Origin of the sequence: Flavobacterium psychrotrophum, from assembly GCF_003403075.1 — a bacterium.
GTDB lineage: Bacteria > Bacteroidota > Bacteroidia > Flavobacteriales > Flavobacteriaceae > Flavobacterium > Flavobacterium psychrotrophum.
Genome location: NZ_CP031557.1, coordinates 1,215,843 through 1,232,019 on the forward strand (window position 1 = coordinate 1,215,843; position 16,177 = coordinate 1,232,019).

10 protein-coding genes are annotated in these 16,177 nt (G+C 43.7%); 4 read left to right on the forward strand and 6 right to left on the reverse strand.

Annotation, left to right across the window (positions count from 1 at the left end; translation table 11 throughout):
* Positions 1 to 12: 12 nt before the first annotated feature.
* From DYH63_RS05260 to DYH63_RS05270, 3 genes are read right to left on the reverse strand one after another with little or no spacing between them, the layout of a single operon-like run.
* Complete coding sequence (locus DYH63_RS05260) at positions 13 to 3,189, reverse strand: error-prone DNA polymerase (RefSeq protein ID WP_116787820.1); 3,177 nt, start codon at positions 3,187 to 3,189, stop codon at positions 13 to 15.
* Positions 3,186 to 4,664 (reverse strand): Y-family DNA polymerase, encoded by a 1,479-nt coding sequence (locus DYH63_RS05265; RefSeq protein WP_205528281.1) that lies wholly within the window; start codon positions 4,662 to 4,664, stop codon positions 3,186 to 3,188. The genes DYH63_RS05260 and DYH63_RS05265 overlap by 4 nt, the downstream gene beginning before the upstream one ends.
* A gap of 11 nt (positions 4,665 to 4,675) precedes the next feature.
* Positions 4,676 to 5,410, reverse strand: a complete 735-nt coding sequence (locus DYH63_RS05270) for an ImuA family protein (protein WP_116787822.1) — start codon at positions 5,408 to 5,410, stop codon at positions 4,676 to 4,678.
* 87 nt (positions 5,411 to 5,497) lie between these two features.
* Here DYH63_RS05270 and DYH63_RS05275 point away from each other — a divergent pair, with 87 nt between their 5' ends.
* From DYH63_RS05275 to DYH63_RS05285, 3 genes are all read left to right on the forward strand, one after another.
* On the forward strand, positions 5,498 to 6,262 hold the full coding sequence (locus DYH63_RS05275; RefSeq protein WP_116787823.1) for an XRE family transcriptional regulator: 765 nt from the start codon (positions 5,498 to 5,500) through the stop codon (positions 6,260 to 6,262).
* Between the two features lie 145 nt (positions 6,263 to 6,407).
* Positions 6,408 to 7,895 (forward strand): MauE/DoxX family redox-associated membrane protein, encoded by a 1,488-nt coding sequence (locus tag DYH63_RS21430; RefSeq protein ID WP_205528282.1) that lies wholly within the window; start codon positions 6,408 to 6,410, stop codon positions 7,893 to 7,895.
* Between the two features lie 84 nt (positions 7,896 to 7,979).
* Positions 7,980 to 8,243, forward strand: coding sequence for a DUF6520 family protein (locus tag DYH63_RS05285; protein WP_116787824.1), 264 nt, complete (start codon positions 7,980 to 7,982; stop codon positions 8,241 to 8,243).
* A 54-nt stretch (positions 8,244 to 8,297) separates the two neighbouring features.
* On the opposite strand, the gene DYH63_RS05290 is transcribed toward DYH63_RS05285, so the two are convergent.
* The 3 genes from DYH63_RS05290 to DYH63_RS05300 are packed head-to-tail and all read right to left on the reverse strand — an operon-like array spanning position 8,298 to position 15,287.
* Positions 8,298 to 10,883 carry an alpha/beta hydrolase family protein gene (locus tag DYH63_RS05290; RefSeq protein WP_116787825.1) on the reverse strand — a complete coding sequence of 862 codons (2,586 nt, stop codon included), beginning with the start codon at positions 10,881 to 10,883 and terminating at the stop codon, positions 8,298 to 8,300.
* Complete coding sequence (locus DYH63_RS05295) at positions 10,883 to 12,259, reverse strand: RagB/SusD family nutrient uptake outer membrane protein (RefSeq protein WP_116787826.1); 1,377 nt, start codon at positions 12,257 to 12,259, stop codon at positions 10,883 to 10,885. The genes DYH63_RS05290 and DYH63_RS05295 overlap by 1 nt, the downstream gene beginning before the upstream one ends.
* 13 nt (positions 12,260 to 12,272) lie before the next feature.
* Positions 12,273 to 15,287: a SusC/RagA family TonB-linked outer membrane protein gene (locus DYH63_RS05300; protein ID WP_116787827.1), complete on the reverse strand. Its 3,015-nt coding sequence runs from the start codon at positions 15,285 to 15,287 to the stop codon at positions 12,273 to 12,275.
* Positions 15,288 to 15,865: 578 nt separating this feature from the next.
* Between DYH63_RS05300 and DYH63_RS05305 the strand changes: the two genes are divergently transcribed.
* Positions 15,866 to 16,162: a hypothetical protein gene (locus DYH63_RS05305; protein WP_116787828.1), complete on the forward strand. Its 297-nt coding sequence runs from the start codon at positions 15,866 to 15,868 to the stop codon at positions 16,160 to 16,162.
* The last annotated feature ends 15 nt before the right edge of the window (positions 16,163 to 16,177 follow it).

Consider the following 16,177-nt stretch of genomic DNA (forward strand, 5'->3'; position numbering starts at 1 on the left):
ATCCGTACATATTTACCTGAAATTCCTGCCCTTATGAAATACCTCTTCTGGATTCTTTTCATCTGCGCGTGATAGGGTAGACAGTGCAGTATCTTTATCCGTATCGGTCATGTTTTGTAATAAATGCGACAGGTTGTAGCACGAATTGGCAATAACGTGGATAACTTCGCCTTCGATCTGTACTTTGCCCTGAACCATCAGAAGGCGAGCCTGCACAATATCCCGTCGATAGGTTTCAAAAACCTTACCCCATACCACCAGGTTGGCAAACCCGGTTTCATCCTCAATAGTTACAAAAATTACGCCTTTGGCCGTTCCGGGGCGTTGTCGCACGGTTATCAGCCCGGCTACAGCCGCTATATCGCCATTGTTCATTTTTGAAAGTTGCGATGTTGGTACTACCCTCATATCATGTAATTTCTTACGGACAAAGCTTACCGGGTGTGCCTTTAATGATAATCCGGTAGTAGCATAATCCTCCACCACATGCTCGGCATTGGTGAGCAGAGGCAGCTCTAACTGTCCTTCGGCGCTGCTTTGTGAAGGCTGTCCCTCAAACATACCTTTAGGGCTATCCGATAACGACGACACTTCCCATAATGCCTGCCTACGGTCCAGGCCCAGGGAACGAAACGCATCGGCATCGGCCAGTTTTTCCAGTGCAAACATGGATACACCGGCGTCCAATAGTGCATGCACATACCGGAACCCATTTTTTCGAGCTGATAACAGCAATGCCATATCCTCTGCAGGCAGTCCTTTTATCTGCCTGAACCCAAGACGGAGGGCAAAGTATTTCCCTGATTTTTCTTCCAATGTATTATCCCATGATGAATAATTGATGTCCACAGGGCGTACCTCCACACCGTGCTTACGCGCATCAATAACAATCTGTGCCGGCTGATAAAAGCCCATCGGCATACTGTTTAGCAGTGCCGCTGCAAACACATCGGGATAATAACATTTTATATAGGACGATACATAAACTAATAAGGCAAAGCTTGCCGCATGGCTCTCCGGGAAACCATAGGAACCGAAGCCTTCGAGCTGCCGGAATACCCGGCGTGCAAAATCCTCCTCATACCCCTTGGCCATCATTCCTGCCACGAGTTTTTTTTCCCAGTCACTAACTTTTCCCTTAGCTTTAAAGGTTGCCATGCTACGGCGCAGGCCATCCGCTTCGGCTGGGGTAAATCCGGCAGCCACTATCGCAATTTCCATAGCCTGTTCCTGAAACAACGGTACGCCAAGGGTACGTCCCAATATTTCCCGAAGCTCTTCCGATGGGTATTCCACCGGGTCAATGCCGTTGCGTCTGCGTAAATAAGGATGTACCATATCGCCTTGTATGGGGCCGGGACGTACAATAGCCACTTCGATGACCAGGTCGTAAAAACAACGGGGTTTCAGGCGGGGTAGCATCGACATCTGTGCACGGCTTTCTATCTGGAATACCCCAAGGGTATCGGCGTGGCTGATCATCTCATATACCAGAGGGTCTTCGGTTTTATTAATTACGGCAAGGGTATAAGCCTTGCCGTAATGCTGTTTGCACAGGTCAAAAGCCTTGCGGATACAGGTCAGCATGCCCAGTGCCAATACGTCTACCTTTAGGAACCCGAGGGCTTCAATATCATCTTTATTCCACTCAATATTCACACGGTTTTCCATGCGGGCATTGAGTATTGGGCATAGGTCAGAAAGCCGGTCTCGGGTAATAACAAAGCCGCCGGTATGCTGCCCCAGCTGACGGGGGAATCCCACAAACTCGCGTGTGAGCTCCAGGGTTTTCATCAGGTGCGGGTCGGCAAGGTTAAAACCCTCAGAGGTAATGCGGCCACTGTCCAGTTCCTCCCGAAACTCGGCAATGGAACCCGCCAGTCGGTCTACGGCATCGACAGACAAGCCCATGGCTTTCGCTACATCGCGTATGGCACCTTTCCAGTGTACCTGGGTTACGGTGGCTACAATAGCGGCGCGGTCCTGCCCGTATTTTCCGTAAATGTACTGTATAACTTCCTCGCGGCGTTCGTGTTCAAAATCCACGTCAATATCAGGCGGTTCATCACGGGCATCGGACATAAACCGGGCAAACAGCACCTTGAATTTATATGGATCTACCGAGGTAATGCCCAGGCAATAACACACCACCGAGTTGGCTGCCGAACCACGCCCCTGGCAGAGTATATCCCGGCTGCGTGCAAACTGTACAAAATCATACACCGTAAGGAAATACGAGGCATAATTTTTTCGCGCCATAAACTCCAGTTCATATTTAATGGTTTCGGCAACTTTTTCAGGAATGCCCTCGGGGAATTTTTCATGGGCGCCCTGCCAGGTAAGCATCACCAGTTCCTCCTGTGGGGTACGGCCACCCGAGGTAATTTCTTCGGGGTAAATGTATTTCAGGCTGTCCAGCGAAAACTGGCAGGCATCGGCTATTTCCTGCGTTGTAGCGAGGGCTTCGGGGTATTGCCGGAACAAACGCTGCATTTCGTCTTCGGGCTTTAGGTAACGTTCGGCATTTTGGTACAGGCGAAACCCGGCGCTGTGTATGGTGCACTTCTCACGGATGCAGGTAAGAATGTCCTGCAACTGCCTGCGCTGTGGGGCATGGTAATACACATCGTTAGTGGCTACCATTTTAATACGTAAATCATCCGATAGCTGGCTAAGCCGATACATTCGCTTGTTATCGTTGGCATGGTACGAACGGCTGACACCCAGATACAAAGCCGACCCAAAATGTTCCCGGTATTCCTGTAGTTCCGCTTTGTAGCTGTTATCAAAATCAAAGTTTTCGTTTAACGAAAGCGGGGGCAGGGCTATAAACAGTATTCCCTTAGCGTGGGCATATACATCGGCTTTATACAGGTGGCATTGTCCTTTTTCGGCGCGTAGGTTACCCAAGGATAGCAATCCCGATAAGCGCGCATACGTCTCTTTGTCTGTAGGGTAAGCAAGCAGGGGAGGGCCATCCAGTAATTCTAACCTGCATCCCACAATAAGCCGTATCCCTGATTTTTTTGCCGCTACGTGCGCGCGTACAATACCCGCCAATGTATTATGGTCGGTAATGGCAATTTGGGGATACCCCAATGCTGCGGCCTGCTCCACGAGTTCTTCGGGATGCGAGCCCCCACGCAGGAAGCTGAAATTAGAGGTTGTATGTAATTCAGTATAACTCATGCAAAATAACCGTGTAAAAACCATTGCGGCTGGTCGCCGTCATACGGCCCGGAACGGAACAGCCAGTATCGCGCACCATTTTCATCTTCAACGATGTAATAATCCCGGTATAAGCCGTCAGACAGCCACCATTCCTGCTCAATACGTTCGGGGCCGTCGGCTTTTACCACGGTATAGCGTGTGCCTTTATGCCGGAACAGCAAGGGTGGATAATCGGGTAATACAGCTGTAACCACAATAACTTCAGGATAAGGCAGCAGGTGTACCGGGCGAGGCAAATCCGTATGCCAGTTACTATCGGGTTTTTGCCATACAGGCGCAGCGGGGGTAACGGAGCGTTCCGGCCAGTGGTGCTGAGAAGGCAGGTAACGGCTAACAGCACCGGAACCGATTTTAGCCGCTACACGGTCCAGCAGTTCTGCTACCTTACGGTCGTTTTGTGAGGCTGCATGCCATAGGGCTGCCTGCTCATGGGTAACGGGTTCCACTTTAGGGGCTTCCAGAGCAAATACTTCAAACCCCATGTCGGGCTGCAAGGTGGCTATTTTATGCTCGAAGAGTTTAAACAGGTGGGGTATATTTCGGGATGGATGGCCTGTGCCAATGGTTATTTGTTGTACTTCGCCATCAATGCGGTAACATTTCAGTACCGCGTTACGAAGGCCAAGCCCTTCAGCCTCCAGCCGCAAACAAAGGGCTTCCAAAAGCTGTTGCAGGGCAATAGTTATTCCTTCTGCCGAAATAATGGGTTCCATGCTGGTGAGCCGCTCCTGGTAGGGGGCTATAGGTTGTACAGGTGTTATCCATTCTAATTCGGTGCCCAATGCCTGTGCAATCCGTTTGGGCAACTCCGCGCCAAACCTTCTGCGTAGTGCCGATGCAGGTATATCGATAAAACTGCTTATGCGACGCATGCCCAGTTTTTTGAGCCGTGCCAATATGGTAGCATCGAGGCGTAAGGCTGCGGGAGGTAGTGTTTGTAAAGCCGCATACTGTCCGCTACTGGCAATAATAGTATCAGTACCAAAGCGTGCCGCAGCCCATGCTGTAGCAATGGTATCGGCTATAGCCAGTGTGGTGGTATAACCGTAATCCTTCAGTTTATTTTTAATGTGTTCCAAATACGCAACCTCACCACCCCACAGGTGAGTACAACCACTAATGTCCAGCATTAGTCCGTCCGGTAGGTCTACCCCGGCTATGGGAGTATACATAATGCACCATTCTGCCAGTGCCTGCAATAGTTTTTCAGTCCTTCCGATTTCGGTTTCTACCATAATCAATTCAGGGAAAAGCGCTTTGCAGTCGGCCAGTACCATGCCCGCGCGAATGCCTTTTTTCACTACAGGAGCACTTACCGCATCAATAACTATGCGCCCACGCTGGCGCGAAGCCAGTACAAAAGGCACGCCTTGCAGCTCGGGTTGCTTACGCACCAGGTAATCTGTAAGCAAGTACGGGAACGATATGGACATATAGCGTGGCATTATCCGGCGTGGCGTTTGGTTATAGGTATTACAAAACGTTCTTCTTCAAGATTAATAAAACGCCCCGATTGCCAGCTTACCTGCCAGGCATGCGGCCTGCCGTTACGTACCTTTAGGAGTTGTACATCCCAGGTGCTGTGGCCTACGCCGGGCAGCCCATCTACGGTAACACTGGGTAAGGCGGTAATTTTCCATCGTGTGGTACAGGCCACGGCATTTTCGGCAGCAGGGCAGTATCGGTGGATAAAGCCGGTTACCCCGCTGCGTTCTACGGCGAGTTGCAGCCTGCGCGAATCGCTAAAGCTGAGTTCGCGTACCTCTCCTATAACGGCTGTAAGGGCTTCACATTTCAGGGCTTCCTCCATAATCCACAGGGCCTCTTTAGGGCGTGCAGTATTAATAAACACAATACGGTCGGGTTCTAAACCGAACTGTTTCAGCCCCGGCGGAAATATCTTTTTACCACCTGCTACCCACAGGCACAGTCCGCCTTCTTTTATCAGTTTGCCAGACAATGCCGTGATAAAACCACTGGTGGCTGCTGCGGCGCTTACCTCATAGCTTATAAATTCGTGCAAAGTACCGGTAGGAAAGGTATGTCCGGGAAAGGCAGTAGTAAAAGGGAATAGCAGGGCAGATTCCCCTTCGGGAGAACGTTTCCCAAGGCCTTGCAGGGCATTGATTTCTGCCTGGAGCTGCCTTGCCATCGCTAATTTTTCTGCTGCCGGTTTCATTTTATCTCATTAAGCGGACAACAAAATTAGACCAGATTAGAACAATAAATAATATATTTGTTGTTCCAAATAGTAACAATTTAATCTATGTCTTTATTTTCCGACAATATCAGGTATTTAAGGCTTCAAAAAAATATTTCACAGGAAAAGCTTGCTGAAGCGCTTCTCATTACCCGTGCCCGTTATGTAAAGTATGAGTCCGGAACTTCTGAAGCACCCTATGATATATTGAAGAAGATGGCACATTATTACCATGTGAGCATCGATTTGTTGCTTAGTGTTGACCTGCGAAAAATTGATATGGAAGGTGTGCTGAAGCTCGACGGCAACCGCCTGTTGCTTCCTGTAACAGTAGACAAGGCAGGTGAGAATATTATAGAAATTATTCCCCAGAAAGCGCAGGCCGGTTACCTGGCCGGGTATAGCGACCCGGAGTTTATTGAAACCCTGCAACATATTTCACTGCCTTTTTTACGCAACGGAAAATTCAGGGCATTTCCTATAGAGGGGAATTCCATGCCTCCTTTTCGGGATGGGAGTTTTATTGTTGGGGAGTATGTAGAGGACAGCAATGACATCAAAGATGGGCAAACCTATGTATTGCTTACCAAAAATGACGGTATTGTGTACAAACGCATTTACCGTAAAGGCAGGAAATTTATGTTTCATTCCGATAACCCGGAATTTGAGCCGTATGAAGTAAAAGCATCGGATATACTGGAAGCCTGGAAGTTTTCCTGTGGTTTTACACTTAATGAATACACTCCTGACGATATCCCCCAGGATACGGTTAAAAATATGCTGCTCGAACTTAAAAGGGAAGTGAATTCAATTAAGAAAAAACTTCTATGATGATTATTTTTTTAATGGATTGTTTTTGAGTGTTTTTGGCTTGAATCTGTAGCCTTTTTATCTATATAAACGATATACCTTGCCTGTATAAACCTCTGATGCCTTGTCAATACATTGATAAGACGTCAGCATAGCAATATAGGGAATGAAATTATCGCCTCACATTAAAAAAGCATTCGTTGAGATAATCTGTTTATTATATGCGTTATTGTTTGTTTATGCCGCTACAAGTAAATTATTAGATTTTGAGAATTTTCAGGTTCAGATCGGCCAATCTCCCCTGTTAAGTACATTTGCCGGTCCCGTTTCATGGATTGTCCCAATCATTGAGATTATCATATCTATGTGCCTTTTTACTCAATACAGATTGATTGGGTTGTATGCAGCGCTTTTCCTTATGGTGCTATTTTGTTGTTATATCGTCATCATTCTTAATTTCAGCCCTTTTATTCCGTGTTCCTGTGGTGGGGTGCTTGAGAAGTTCACTTGGACAGGTCATCTGTTTTTTAATGTTTTTTATTATGCTTTAGCGGTACTTGGAGTATTTCTGTTGGAGAGCGAAAGAAATTCAAATTACAAAAGACAGGGATTATTTCGGGTTACAGGACTGTCTGCTTTAGGAATCGGACTATTAACATTCTTATTTTTCCTTTCGGAAAATATGATGCGGTTCCATAACAATTTTGTACGCCGGTTTCCACATCACCCCGCAATGTTGGATAAGGTAATGGATATTGGATACAATAGTTATTACATAGCAGGTGAAGGTTCAGGTTATGTTTATTTGGGAAACAAAACGGCACCTTTTACAGTACTGGTTGCAGACGGAACACTGGAAAACAAAAAAGAGTACAGAATTTCACTCCCAGAGGGTAATTTTTCTTTTCATTCACCGCGCCTTTTAGTACGCTATCCTAATTTTTACATATGGGATGGCAGTGCGGCTTTGGTTCTTTGGGGAAACGTTACGGATTGGCAAGCTAAACTCTGGGATCATAATACGGCATATTTTAATGCGTTTGAACCAATAGCACCGGACAAAGCATTGGTAAGGGCTATTAGTAGCGAGCGGAAAGAAAATGTACTAGGCATTCTTTCAATTGATTCCATACCCCATATAGAATTATTTCCGGTTCTTGAAAAACAGTCTGATGGAATTTTCGATACCCATGGTACTTTACTTTATAATTCTAAAGTAAAGAAAATAATTTACGCCTATTCATTTAGAAATCAATATCTGGTTGCCGGCAGTGACTTTAAAAACCCTGATGTAGCGCATACAATAGATACTTTTTCCAAAGCCCGTATTAAAGTAAAATACATGCAATCTTCAAAGGCAACCGGCCTGGCTTCTCCGGGCTATGTTGTAAACAGCATAGTAAGAACCTATGGAAATTATTTATTTGTGAAGTCAGAAATCATGGGTAAATATGAGGCTGAGGAAATGTGGGATGAGTCTTCAATAATTGACGTATACGATTTAAATAATTTTTCCTATCGATTTAGCTTCTACCTAACCGATATTAAAAGTATTAAGCTTAGCGATTTTATACCTAGCGACAGCAAGATGTTTATGTTGTCCGGCAGATACTTAAGTTCCTTCAAACTTTCAGGAGATTTTTATCAGGAGTAAATAGCGGATTACAATATACTGCGCAGTATCAGGGAACGATCGAAAACCTGGAACAGAGTAGATCAATAATTTAATTTTTTTATCATGAAAACACTAATTTTAAGAAAAGGGCTTCCCGTTGGAGCCTTCCTTATTGCTATCACAGCAGCTTTCGCTTTTAAACCGGCTCCGAAAACGGATGTTACCAATTATTTTGGGGCAGTAAAAGTTGGCGCAACGGCCTGTGAAATCACCGATATTGAGTGTTCCGATGTAAACAATGGCATTCCCTGTAGAAATGAGGATAATGTAGACCTTTACAGGATGCTTAGCGCAACTTCATGCCCAAGCCAGCTTTGGAGGCCATAGTAATTTTTTATTATGCTAAATGACAATGCCGGGCAAAAGCACCGGCATTGTTTATTATGGCGTATCGGTATCTTTAAGATAATGATCAAACCACTTTTTAGTACGATTTGACAAATCGGTTTTTGCGTTTGTGTCCGTCAGTATATGACCCTGTTTAGGATACACTAAAAAAACATTTCTTTTACCTAACCGTCTAAGTGCTAAATGCAGTTCGATTCCCTGCTCGTGGTCGACAGAGATATCATCTTTCCCTGCCCAACTCAACAGGGGTGTGTTGATCTTGGTTGCATTAAGTACTGTCGAATGCTCCAGATACAGTTGTAAATCTTCAAATGGGGAGACTCCTAAACGATACTGTTGTGATTCAAAACGCCAGTCCATTTTATCACCCGTGTCAGAGTTTACGGAAAGATAGCTGCTAATAACATCCGTTACAGCGGCGCCTGCTACTGCAGCTGCAAAAAGTTTGCTCTGAGAAATAAGGTAGCAGGTTTCATAACCTCCGTATGAATGCCCGATTATCCCAATCCTATTTTTATCCGCAACCCCTTTATCCGTCACATAATTAACAGCTGCTTCAACACAGTCAACAATTGATTTGCCAGGAGCACCGACCTCGTATTTAATGTCGGGCATGAGTACCAGGTAACCGTCATTAATGTAATTTACAGGCTGAAAACCAATTGGGTGACCGGAGACAGGATTGTAATATTCATGCAGGTTTTGAGATAATTTACTGTATATATACACTACCATAGGATACTTTTTATCTTTTTGGTAGCCTGCCGGATAGTATAATATTCCCTGGAGGGTATCTCCATTTTTATTGGTATAGGAAAGCAATTCATTATCTCCCCACAGATAATTGAGATAATGTGGATTAGATTGAAATAACTTTTTAGGAAACGGTTTTTCCGGGCAGGCAAACTGTAGGGATGGCGGTGTCTTGAAATCTTCATCGATATACAGACAGCTATCTGCCTGTAATGCCCTTTGGAGGAAGCCGGTTTTTTTTGCATCATACGTTATTTTGGTAAGCCCGGTAGTCTTTTTCCAAAAAAAGTACCCCGAAGACTTGTCATAACCTTTGGCTTCTATATAGAATCCCTTCGAAACGTCGAAATTTCTCTTGACAAAATCTGCCGATCCCTGAGATTTACCGTTACCATATAAATAATCACAAATTCTGTAGGTTATTTTATTCTCTCTGCCATTCGTTATTTTATGATGGTGCTTTCCGTCAGCGGTTACAAGCCATATATCATAATGGTCATACAGTATCAGATATTTATTGTCATTGATCCATCCGGGACATTTGTAACCTTCAGCTATGCCCGGTTCATCGAAATCATTGTTACAAAAGCTTGTCTTCAAGGTAAATGTAATATTTGTATGATTGTTGTTTTGTATATCATATACCCACCAATGCTGGTTTTTAAAATAATGGATGTAACGGCCATTAGGAGAGCAGCCTATGCTATAGGGTGTTGTGGGCTGTTCTTTAAGAAAGGGGCTACTTTTTCCTGTAGCCACTTCCACTAGCTGGTAATCCACATCGGATACCATTTTATATTGCGGTTCATGGGTAAGGTGGGAAAAAATCAATGCATATTTTCGGTCGGATGTGAGCGTCGCAATAGGGAACTCATCTGTAGCCAAAATATTTATTACATTATTTTTTGGATACCATACTGTGAGTTTTGATTTGCTCAGGGTATCGCCATAAATCCGACCGGCCGGATACACCAGTTTGGTAGATGAATCCCAAACTTCCGGAATTTCATCAGGTTTATTCGGCTTTGCCTGGATACTAGAGGAATAAAAAAACACCTGTTTCCCATCTTCTGAAAGAATCACAGGAGTTTGCATATCATGGGTAATGGTATGCCCTTCTAGGGTACTGAATCCACCTTGAATTGTTTTCAGGGACTTTGACTTTCGATTATAATAGTACAAACAGTTCTCTGAACCAGTGTTTTCCGCACTCCTCTGTGCCAAAAAAGCCATGCTGCCATTGTTGTCACTCCATATTATTTTTTTAATTACCCTAAAAGGCCCTTTTAGGATTTCTTCCTCTTCAAATCCTTTGAGAGGGTTGGTAATGATAAAATTGTTTTTGTTGTACCAAGCCAATAAGCCATTATTACTGATGGAATAGTCGGTAACATTTGGAATTTCTTTGAGGATATATGAACCATTGCTCACCAAAAGGGTGTTATTTCCTTCTTGGTTACGCCTGAGTAGCACAATATAATTCCCTTTCTTTGAAAATTCAAAACGTGAAATTGCACCATACTTTTTTATTTCGAAAGTATTAAGGTTATAAACATACAAGCTATCATTTTGCATATGGCATATAAAAAAAGAACTATCCGGACTAAAAGCGCCTGTTTTGACTGACACGAATGCACGGGTATATAAGTCTTGTACTCTTTTTATAAAAAGCGTATCCTTATCTTGTTCATATTCCATACGATAGGATGCCCATTTACCATCCGGGGATAAAGTGCCTACAGAAAGTGTCCCCCATTTATGGTAGTCTTCAGGTTTGACTTTACTACTCTGAATTTGGGATGCTACTGGCAAAACCTGTATCAGCAAAGCGATTATCACTATTAATTTTATACTATAAGCTTTCATTAATATCCTGCATTTTGTGGTAACAGATAGGGATTTAGCAGTAGTTCCTTTTCAGGCAACGGCAATAAAATCTGATATGCCTGCCAGTTTGGTTTTATAGGGGCTAATACCGAAGTGGCAGTTCCAGTACGTTTAAGATCCAACCACCGCAGCCCCTGCTCGGTAAAAAACTCAAAGCGCCTTTCTTTGAGTATGGCTTCGAGCAGGGTATTTTGGTCGCTTGCTGTAGTTGGTAAAAGACCAGCCCTAACACGAATGTTATCTAAATCCTGTTGAGAACCCTGTAGATTTCCCAGATGTGCCCTAGCCTCTGAACGAATAAGGTATTGTTCTTCAAGGCGAAAAATAATAGTGTATTCCATCGAACTTGCCGTTGCAGCTTGCTGCCGGTATTTGTACGACATATACCAGGTACCGTTCGCATTTGAAACGGTTTTTACCCAAAGTTCCTTTCTAAGGTCGCCTATTTCGAATGCATCATACAGTCCTGCAGACAATGATGACTTAGGAGGAGGACCACTTGTAAAATAAAATGTTTTTGCGTCATTGGTATTAGCACCTGAAACACCGGGGTGTAATGCCCATATGGTCGAAGAACTGTTTTTAAGGAATAGTAAGTTTAGATCTGTTTCCAGGGTAAAAGCAGTGTTGTTAATTACAGCATTAGAATACGCTTCGGCTTCAGTCCAATTACTGTTAAAGAGATATACCCGAGCCAATAAAGCCTGAACAACGGGCTTGCTTGCCCGTATACGTTCGCCAGTGGGGTAATCATCAGACAAAAGTGCCTCTGCCTGAAGCAGGTCATTGATTATGGCACTCCAGACCTGTAACGACGCCATCTTAGTTATGGTACTGTTCTGGTTGTAATCAGTAACCGTAACATAGGGTACATCACCGAAAAGGCTTACGAGGTAAAAATGTAAATATGCCCGTATGAATAAGGCTTCCCCTGTTAATCGTTCTTTGTCGGCAGCTGGGATGGACTCTGAAGCAGTTACTCCTTCTAGTATTGCATTAGCGGCGTAAACCTGTGCATAGGCATTATTCCAAAGCCCCGCCAGCAAGGTATTCGAAGGCAACAACGTATGGTTGGAGAATTGCTGGATATTAGTATTTGTACCATAGAAAGTTAAGTCGTCTGCATAAGCTCCTATCAGTAAGGTTGCGCTATTCTGATTGCCAGAGGCAAATCCTGCCTCACGCATACGTGCATATATGTCGGAAAGTGCAGCTTCGGCTGTGGCTGTATTTTGGAATACCTGATTTCCTGTAAGCTGAGATTCCGGTACTTTTGTTTCAACGAAGGCCTCACATGCTAAAAACAGGTACGATGCTGTCAAAACGGTTACCAGTATAGAAAATTTCGTTTTCATAATAAAGATGTTGTTAAAGGCCTACTTGAATGCCTAGGGTTAGTTGTCGCAAAGGAGGGAGATAGATGAGGGACTGTGTTTCAGGATCCGGACCGCTATAAGGTGTAATGGTAAAAAGGTTTTGTCCCTGGAGGTATATTTTTGCCTGCAAGCCTTTTAGCCAATCAGTCGGCACATTATAAGAAATCATTATTGTCTTTAGTCTTATAAACGAGGCATCTTCAATAATAGCATTACTTTGCGTATATAACGATTGTGCTGTGGTTGCGGACGGATTGTTGCCGGAGGTGTACTGTTGTATGTTATTTCCAGAGGGATAATGATCCAGCACGCTTACAGGCTGATTTGAGAATGTACCCGGGCTTGAAAAATACAAGAGTTCATTTGCAGCCTTTTGTTTTACAAACTGAAAAAGGAAATCCAGGTTCCAATTTTTGTAGCTGAGCGTGTTGGAAAAGCCACCAAAGAATTTTGGGTTTGGGTCATTGGTTGCCTGGCGGTCAGCAAGGGTAATCTGACCATCATTATTATAATCCCTGAACGTATAAGTTCCCGTCTGCTGGTCAATACCCGTGTATTCGTATAATTTCTGAACATTCACAGGTTTCCCGATTACGAATGTATTGCTGTAGGTAGAGCTTTCCAGGCCGGGAAATGCCACCAGTCGATTTCTGGGAACGGTCAGGTTCAGGGATGTTGTCCAGGAAAATACTGTCGTTTTGACGTTTTGGCTTGTACACCCGATTTCCCAACCTTCATTCTCCACAGTAGCGCCCAGATTTGACTGGACTGAAGAGAAACCGGTAGTTCCTGGTAGTGTTAAACCTACTAATTGATTGGAAGAACGGTTTCGGAAGTACGAAGTATTCCATAAAATGCGGTCGTTAAATAATCCCAATTCGAGGGCTATTTCCCATTTCTTGTTGGTTTCCCATCCAAAGTTAGGATTAAAGAGCCGTGATGGTTGAAGCCCTGTTATCCCTCCATATTGGTAGGGCGAAACCGCATAGGTATTGAGGTATTGATAATCGCCAATTTGGTCACTCCCGGTTGTGCCATAGCTTGTCCGTATTTTTCCGTAGCTGATTACGTTTTGTCGGTCAAAAAGAGCTTCCTTATGAAATAGCCATGCCCCACCTAATGCCCAAAAATTAGCGAATCGGTTACCCGGCCCAAAACGGCTTGACCCGTCCCGCCTGCCAGTGGCATTAATGATGTACTTGCCGTCATAGTTAAAATTAAGCCTGCTGTAGATAGCATTGTATTTATATGCGGTGGCTTCATCTGTAAGTTGTATAACCATACTGGCTGCAGCGATGTTATGTATCAGGGCATCGCTGGCAAACCCCATCCCATAATTGGCAGACACCTGTTGCAACTGGCTTAGGAACGTTGTACCGGCCAGTGCATTTATGCTTAGCTTATTAAGATTGGTTTTCCAGTTGAGTTGGGGTTCGACAATCCATGAATGCCTCATTCCATCATTATTGAAGATTTGCGCGGCACTTGCGTCAACTCCTAATGCAGGATTGTACATTGAACTGGGAAAGGTTTTATATTCGGTGAGTGAAGATTCATTATATCCCAGACTTGTACGAACTTCAAAACCATATTTTAGTTGATACGAAAGTAAGGCATTAGCAAAAAGTGTTTCGGAGTCACTCCTGTAGGAACTTTTGAGATATGCCAGAGGGTTTTCAAAAGTTCCGTTTTCCCAATTTAAATCACCGTTGTTATCGTACAATGCCGGAGCGTTGGGGGCTAATGTGTAAGCAGATTTTGAAAGGTCAGTTCCTGGGAGTGTATTCCTCTCAGAAGAATAATTGGCTGAAAAATTCAGTTTAAACCGGTCATCTGCTGAAGTGTGGGTGATTGATGTATGGACAGCACCTTTAGAGTATGCTCCGGTATCGGGTGTCACAGTAGTTTCATTCCGATAGGTGCCCCCAATCATAAATTGTGTTCTTTCTGCTCCTCCGGATACGGATCCCTGTAGGTTCCTTACATAGGAAGTACCTCCTAAGAGTTCTTTTTGCCAGTTTGTGTAACGATTTTGAGACCAAGTACCGTTTACATCATAAGCATCGGCAGGATATTCTGTTATACCATCATTCGCAAAGCCTTCTTTACGCATTTGTAAATATTGCTCAGTATTGAGTACATTCATTTTTTGCACCACAGTACCGGCTGTAGTACTGGCCTGAAAGCTAAATTTTGTGGTACCCGCTTTGCCTTTTTTGGTGGTTATTAGCACCACGCCATTCGCCCCCCTTGAACCGTATATTGCCGTAGCATCTGCATCTTTGAGTACTTCAATATTTTCGATATCCGAGGGATTTATGGCATTTAACGGACTGGTTAAGGCGGGTAACACACCATTAATTGCATCGCCGTTACCGAGGGACTGGGAGGCATAAGGTACACCGTCAATGATGTAAAGGGGCTCGTTAGCCGTTCCACGCAAGGAATTAATCCCCCTTATTTTTATATTGAAATTACCGCCCGGGGTTCCGGTTGCCTGGCTGATATCCACACCGGCCATACGTCCCTGCATGGCAGCTAAAGGATTGGTTACCGGTTGCGTTTCGATGTCTTTAGCGGTAATGCGAGAAATACTGCCGGTGCTTTCTTTTTGTCTAACAGAGTAATAACCTGCGTTGATTTCCACCTCGTCAAGCTGGGTGACATCTTCAACAAGCGTAACTGACAAAACCATCTGACTGCCCACAGCAACCTCAACAGTTCTATATCCCAAGAAAGAAAATACCAATATCTCTCCAGGAGAAGCGACAATAGAGAATTTACCCTCGTTATCAGAAATGGCAGAACGCGTGGTACCCTTTATCATAACGGTAACCCCGGGCAACGGCCCAGAGCTATCTGAAATGGTACCGGAAATGTTTTGTTGAAAATAAGCTACACCAAAGGGTGAAGCATGTGCCCGGGCTAAGGCAGTACAAGGAAAGGATGCTAACATAGAAGAATAGAAAAGCAGCCTTAGCCCATTGTTAGCTGAAATAAATTTCATAACATTGGTTAAGATTAGTGAAACAAACGATTTTATTGGTCTATGCCTTCCGTGAGTCGCCAAACTTACACGGAGGGCTTTTTTATACCCAAAAACGAAATAAGAAACCCGGCCTTTCCCCAACTAACTCAAATAGAGGAATACCAGTACAGGCCGGGATACTTAACTATGAAAAAACTAAAACTATAGGTATACCTACAGATTAAACCTAAACTGCTGCGAAACCAATGTTGAATTAAAGAAGTAAAACGCTAAGAAAGTAAGCAGAGAAAATTGTCCTTAAAAAGGAGGCGTGGGTTTAAACTCAGCTTATTGACTCAATGGTACTGGTATACCTACGCACAATAAGTGAGCCCACGCCATATGGGCGTGAGCATCAGTCTTATTATCCCGTGCGTTAAAATTACCAGTTTTATGAGTCGGGATCTTAAACGAATGCTTCAAACTTTAAATGAAGTATCGCAAAAATACAATCCATACTTGGACTTCAGACAAATATATATAAAAAATTTCATCGTTCGCGATAGCGAACGATTTTTTTAGATCAATCACCTTATTTTGTTTTAAATACATTTAAATTGGACGACAAGAAGAAGCAATCTATAAACACAGACGATGAACTTATTTTCAAAAATATGTGTATTTTCATTGCTGAAAAGTGGATAATTGGTAGACGTGATTCAAATGGTGAATTGGTAAGTATGACAAAATATGCTTACGAGTGTAATCTCGCCACCACTACTATTACGAAGATTGTTAGTTCTGAAGGGTATAATCTACCTTTTCAAACTCTGCTAAAAATCTGTAAAAAAGAAGAAATATCATTGTCACAATTTTTTACTGAATTTGAGCAAAAGTATAAAATGAAGTTTTGAAGATTCGAGAGCATC

Excerpts from the sequence above, each read along its gene's own strand:
- DYH63_RS05260 (WP_116787820.1), bottom strand. The coding sequence starts at position 3,189 with ATGAGTTATACTGAATTACATACAACCTCTAATTTCAGCTTCCTGCGT.
- DYH63_RS05265 (WP_205528281.1), bottom strand. The coding sequence starts at position 4,664 with ATGTCCATATCGTTCCCGTACTTGCTTACAGATTACCTGGTGCGTAAG.
- DYH63_RS05270 (WP_116787822.1), bottom strand. The coding sequence starts at position 5,410 with ATGAAACCGGCAGCAGAAAAATTAGCGATGGCAAGGCAGCTCCAGGCA.
- DYH63_RS05275 (WP_116787823.1), top strand. The coding sequence starts at position 5,498 with ATGTCTTTATTTTCCGACAATATCAGGTATTTAAGGCTTCAAAAAAAT.
- DYH63_RS21430 (WP_205528282.1), top strand. The coding sequence starts at position 6,408 with ATGAAATTATCGCCTCACATTAAAAAAGCATTCGTTGAGATAATCTGT.
- DYH63_RS05285 (WP_116787824.1), top strand. The coding sequence starts at position 7,980 with ATGAAAACACTAATTTTAAGAAAAGGGCTTCCCGTTGGAGCCTTCCTT.
- DYH63_RS05290 (WP_116787825.1), bottom strand. The coding sequence starts at position 10,883 with ATGAAAGCTTATAGTATAAAATTAATAGTGATAATCGCTTTGCTGATA.
- DYH63_RS05295 (WP_116787826.1), bottom strand. The coding sequence starts at position 12,259 with ATGAAAACGAAATTTTCTATACTGGTAACCGTTTTGACAGCATCGTAC.
- DYH63_RS05300 (WP_116787827.1), bottom strand. The coding sequence starts at position 15,287 with ATGAAATTTATTTCAGCTAACAATGGGCTAAGGCTGCTTTTCTATTCT.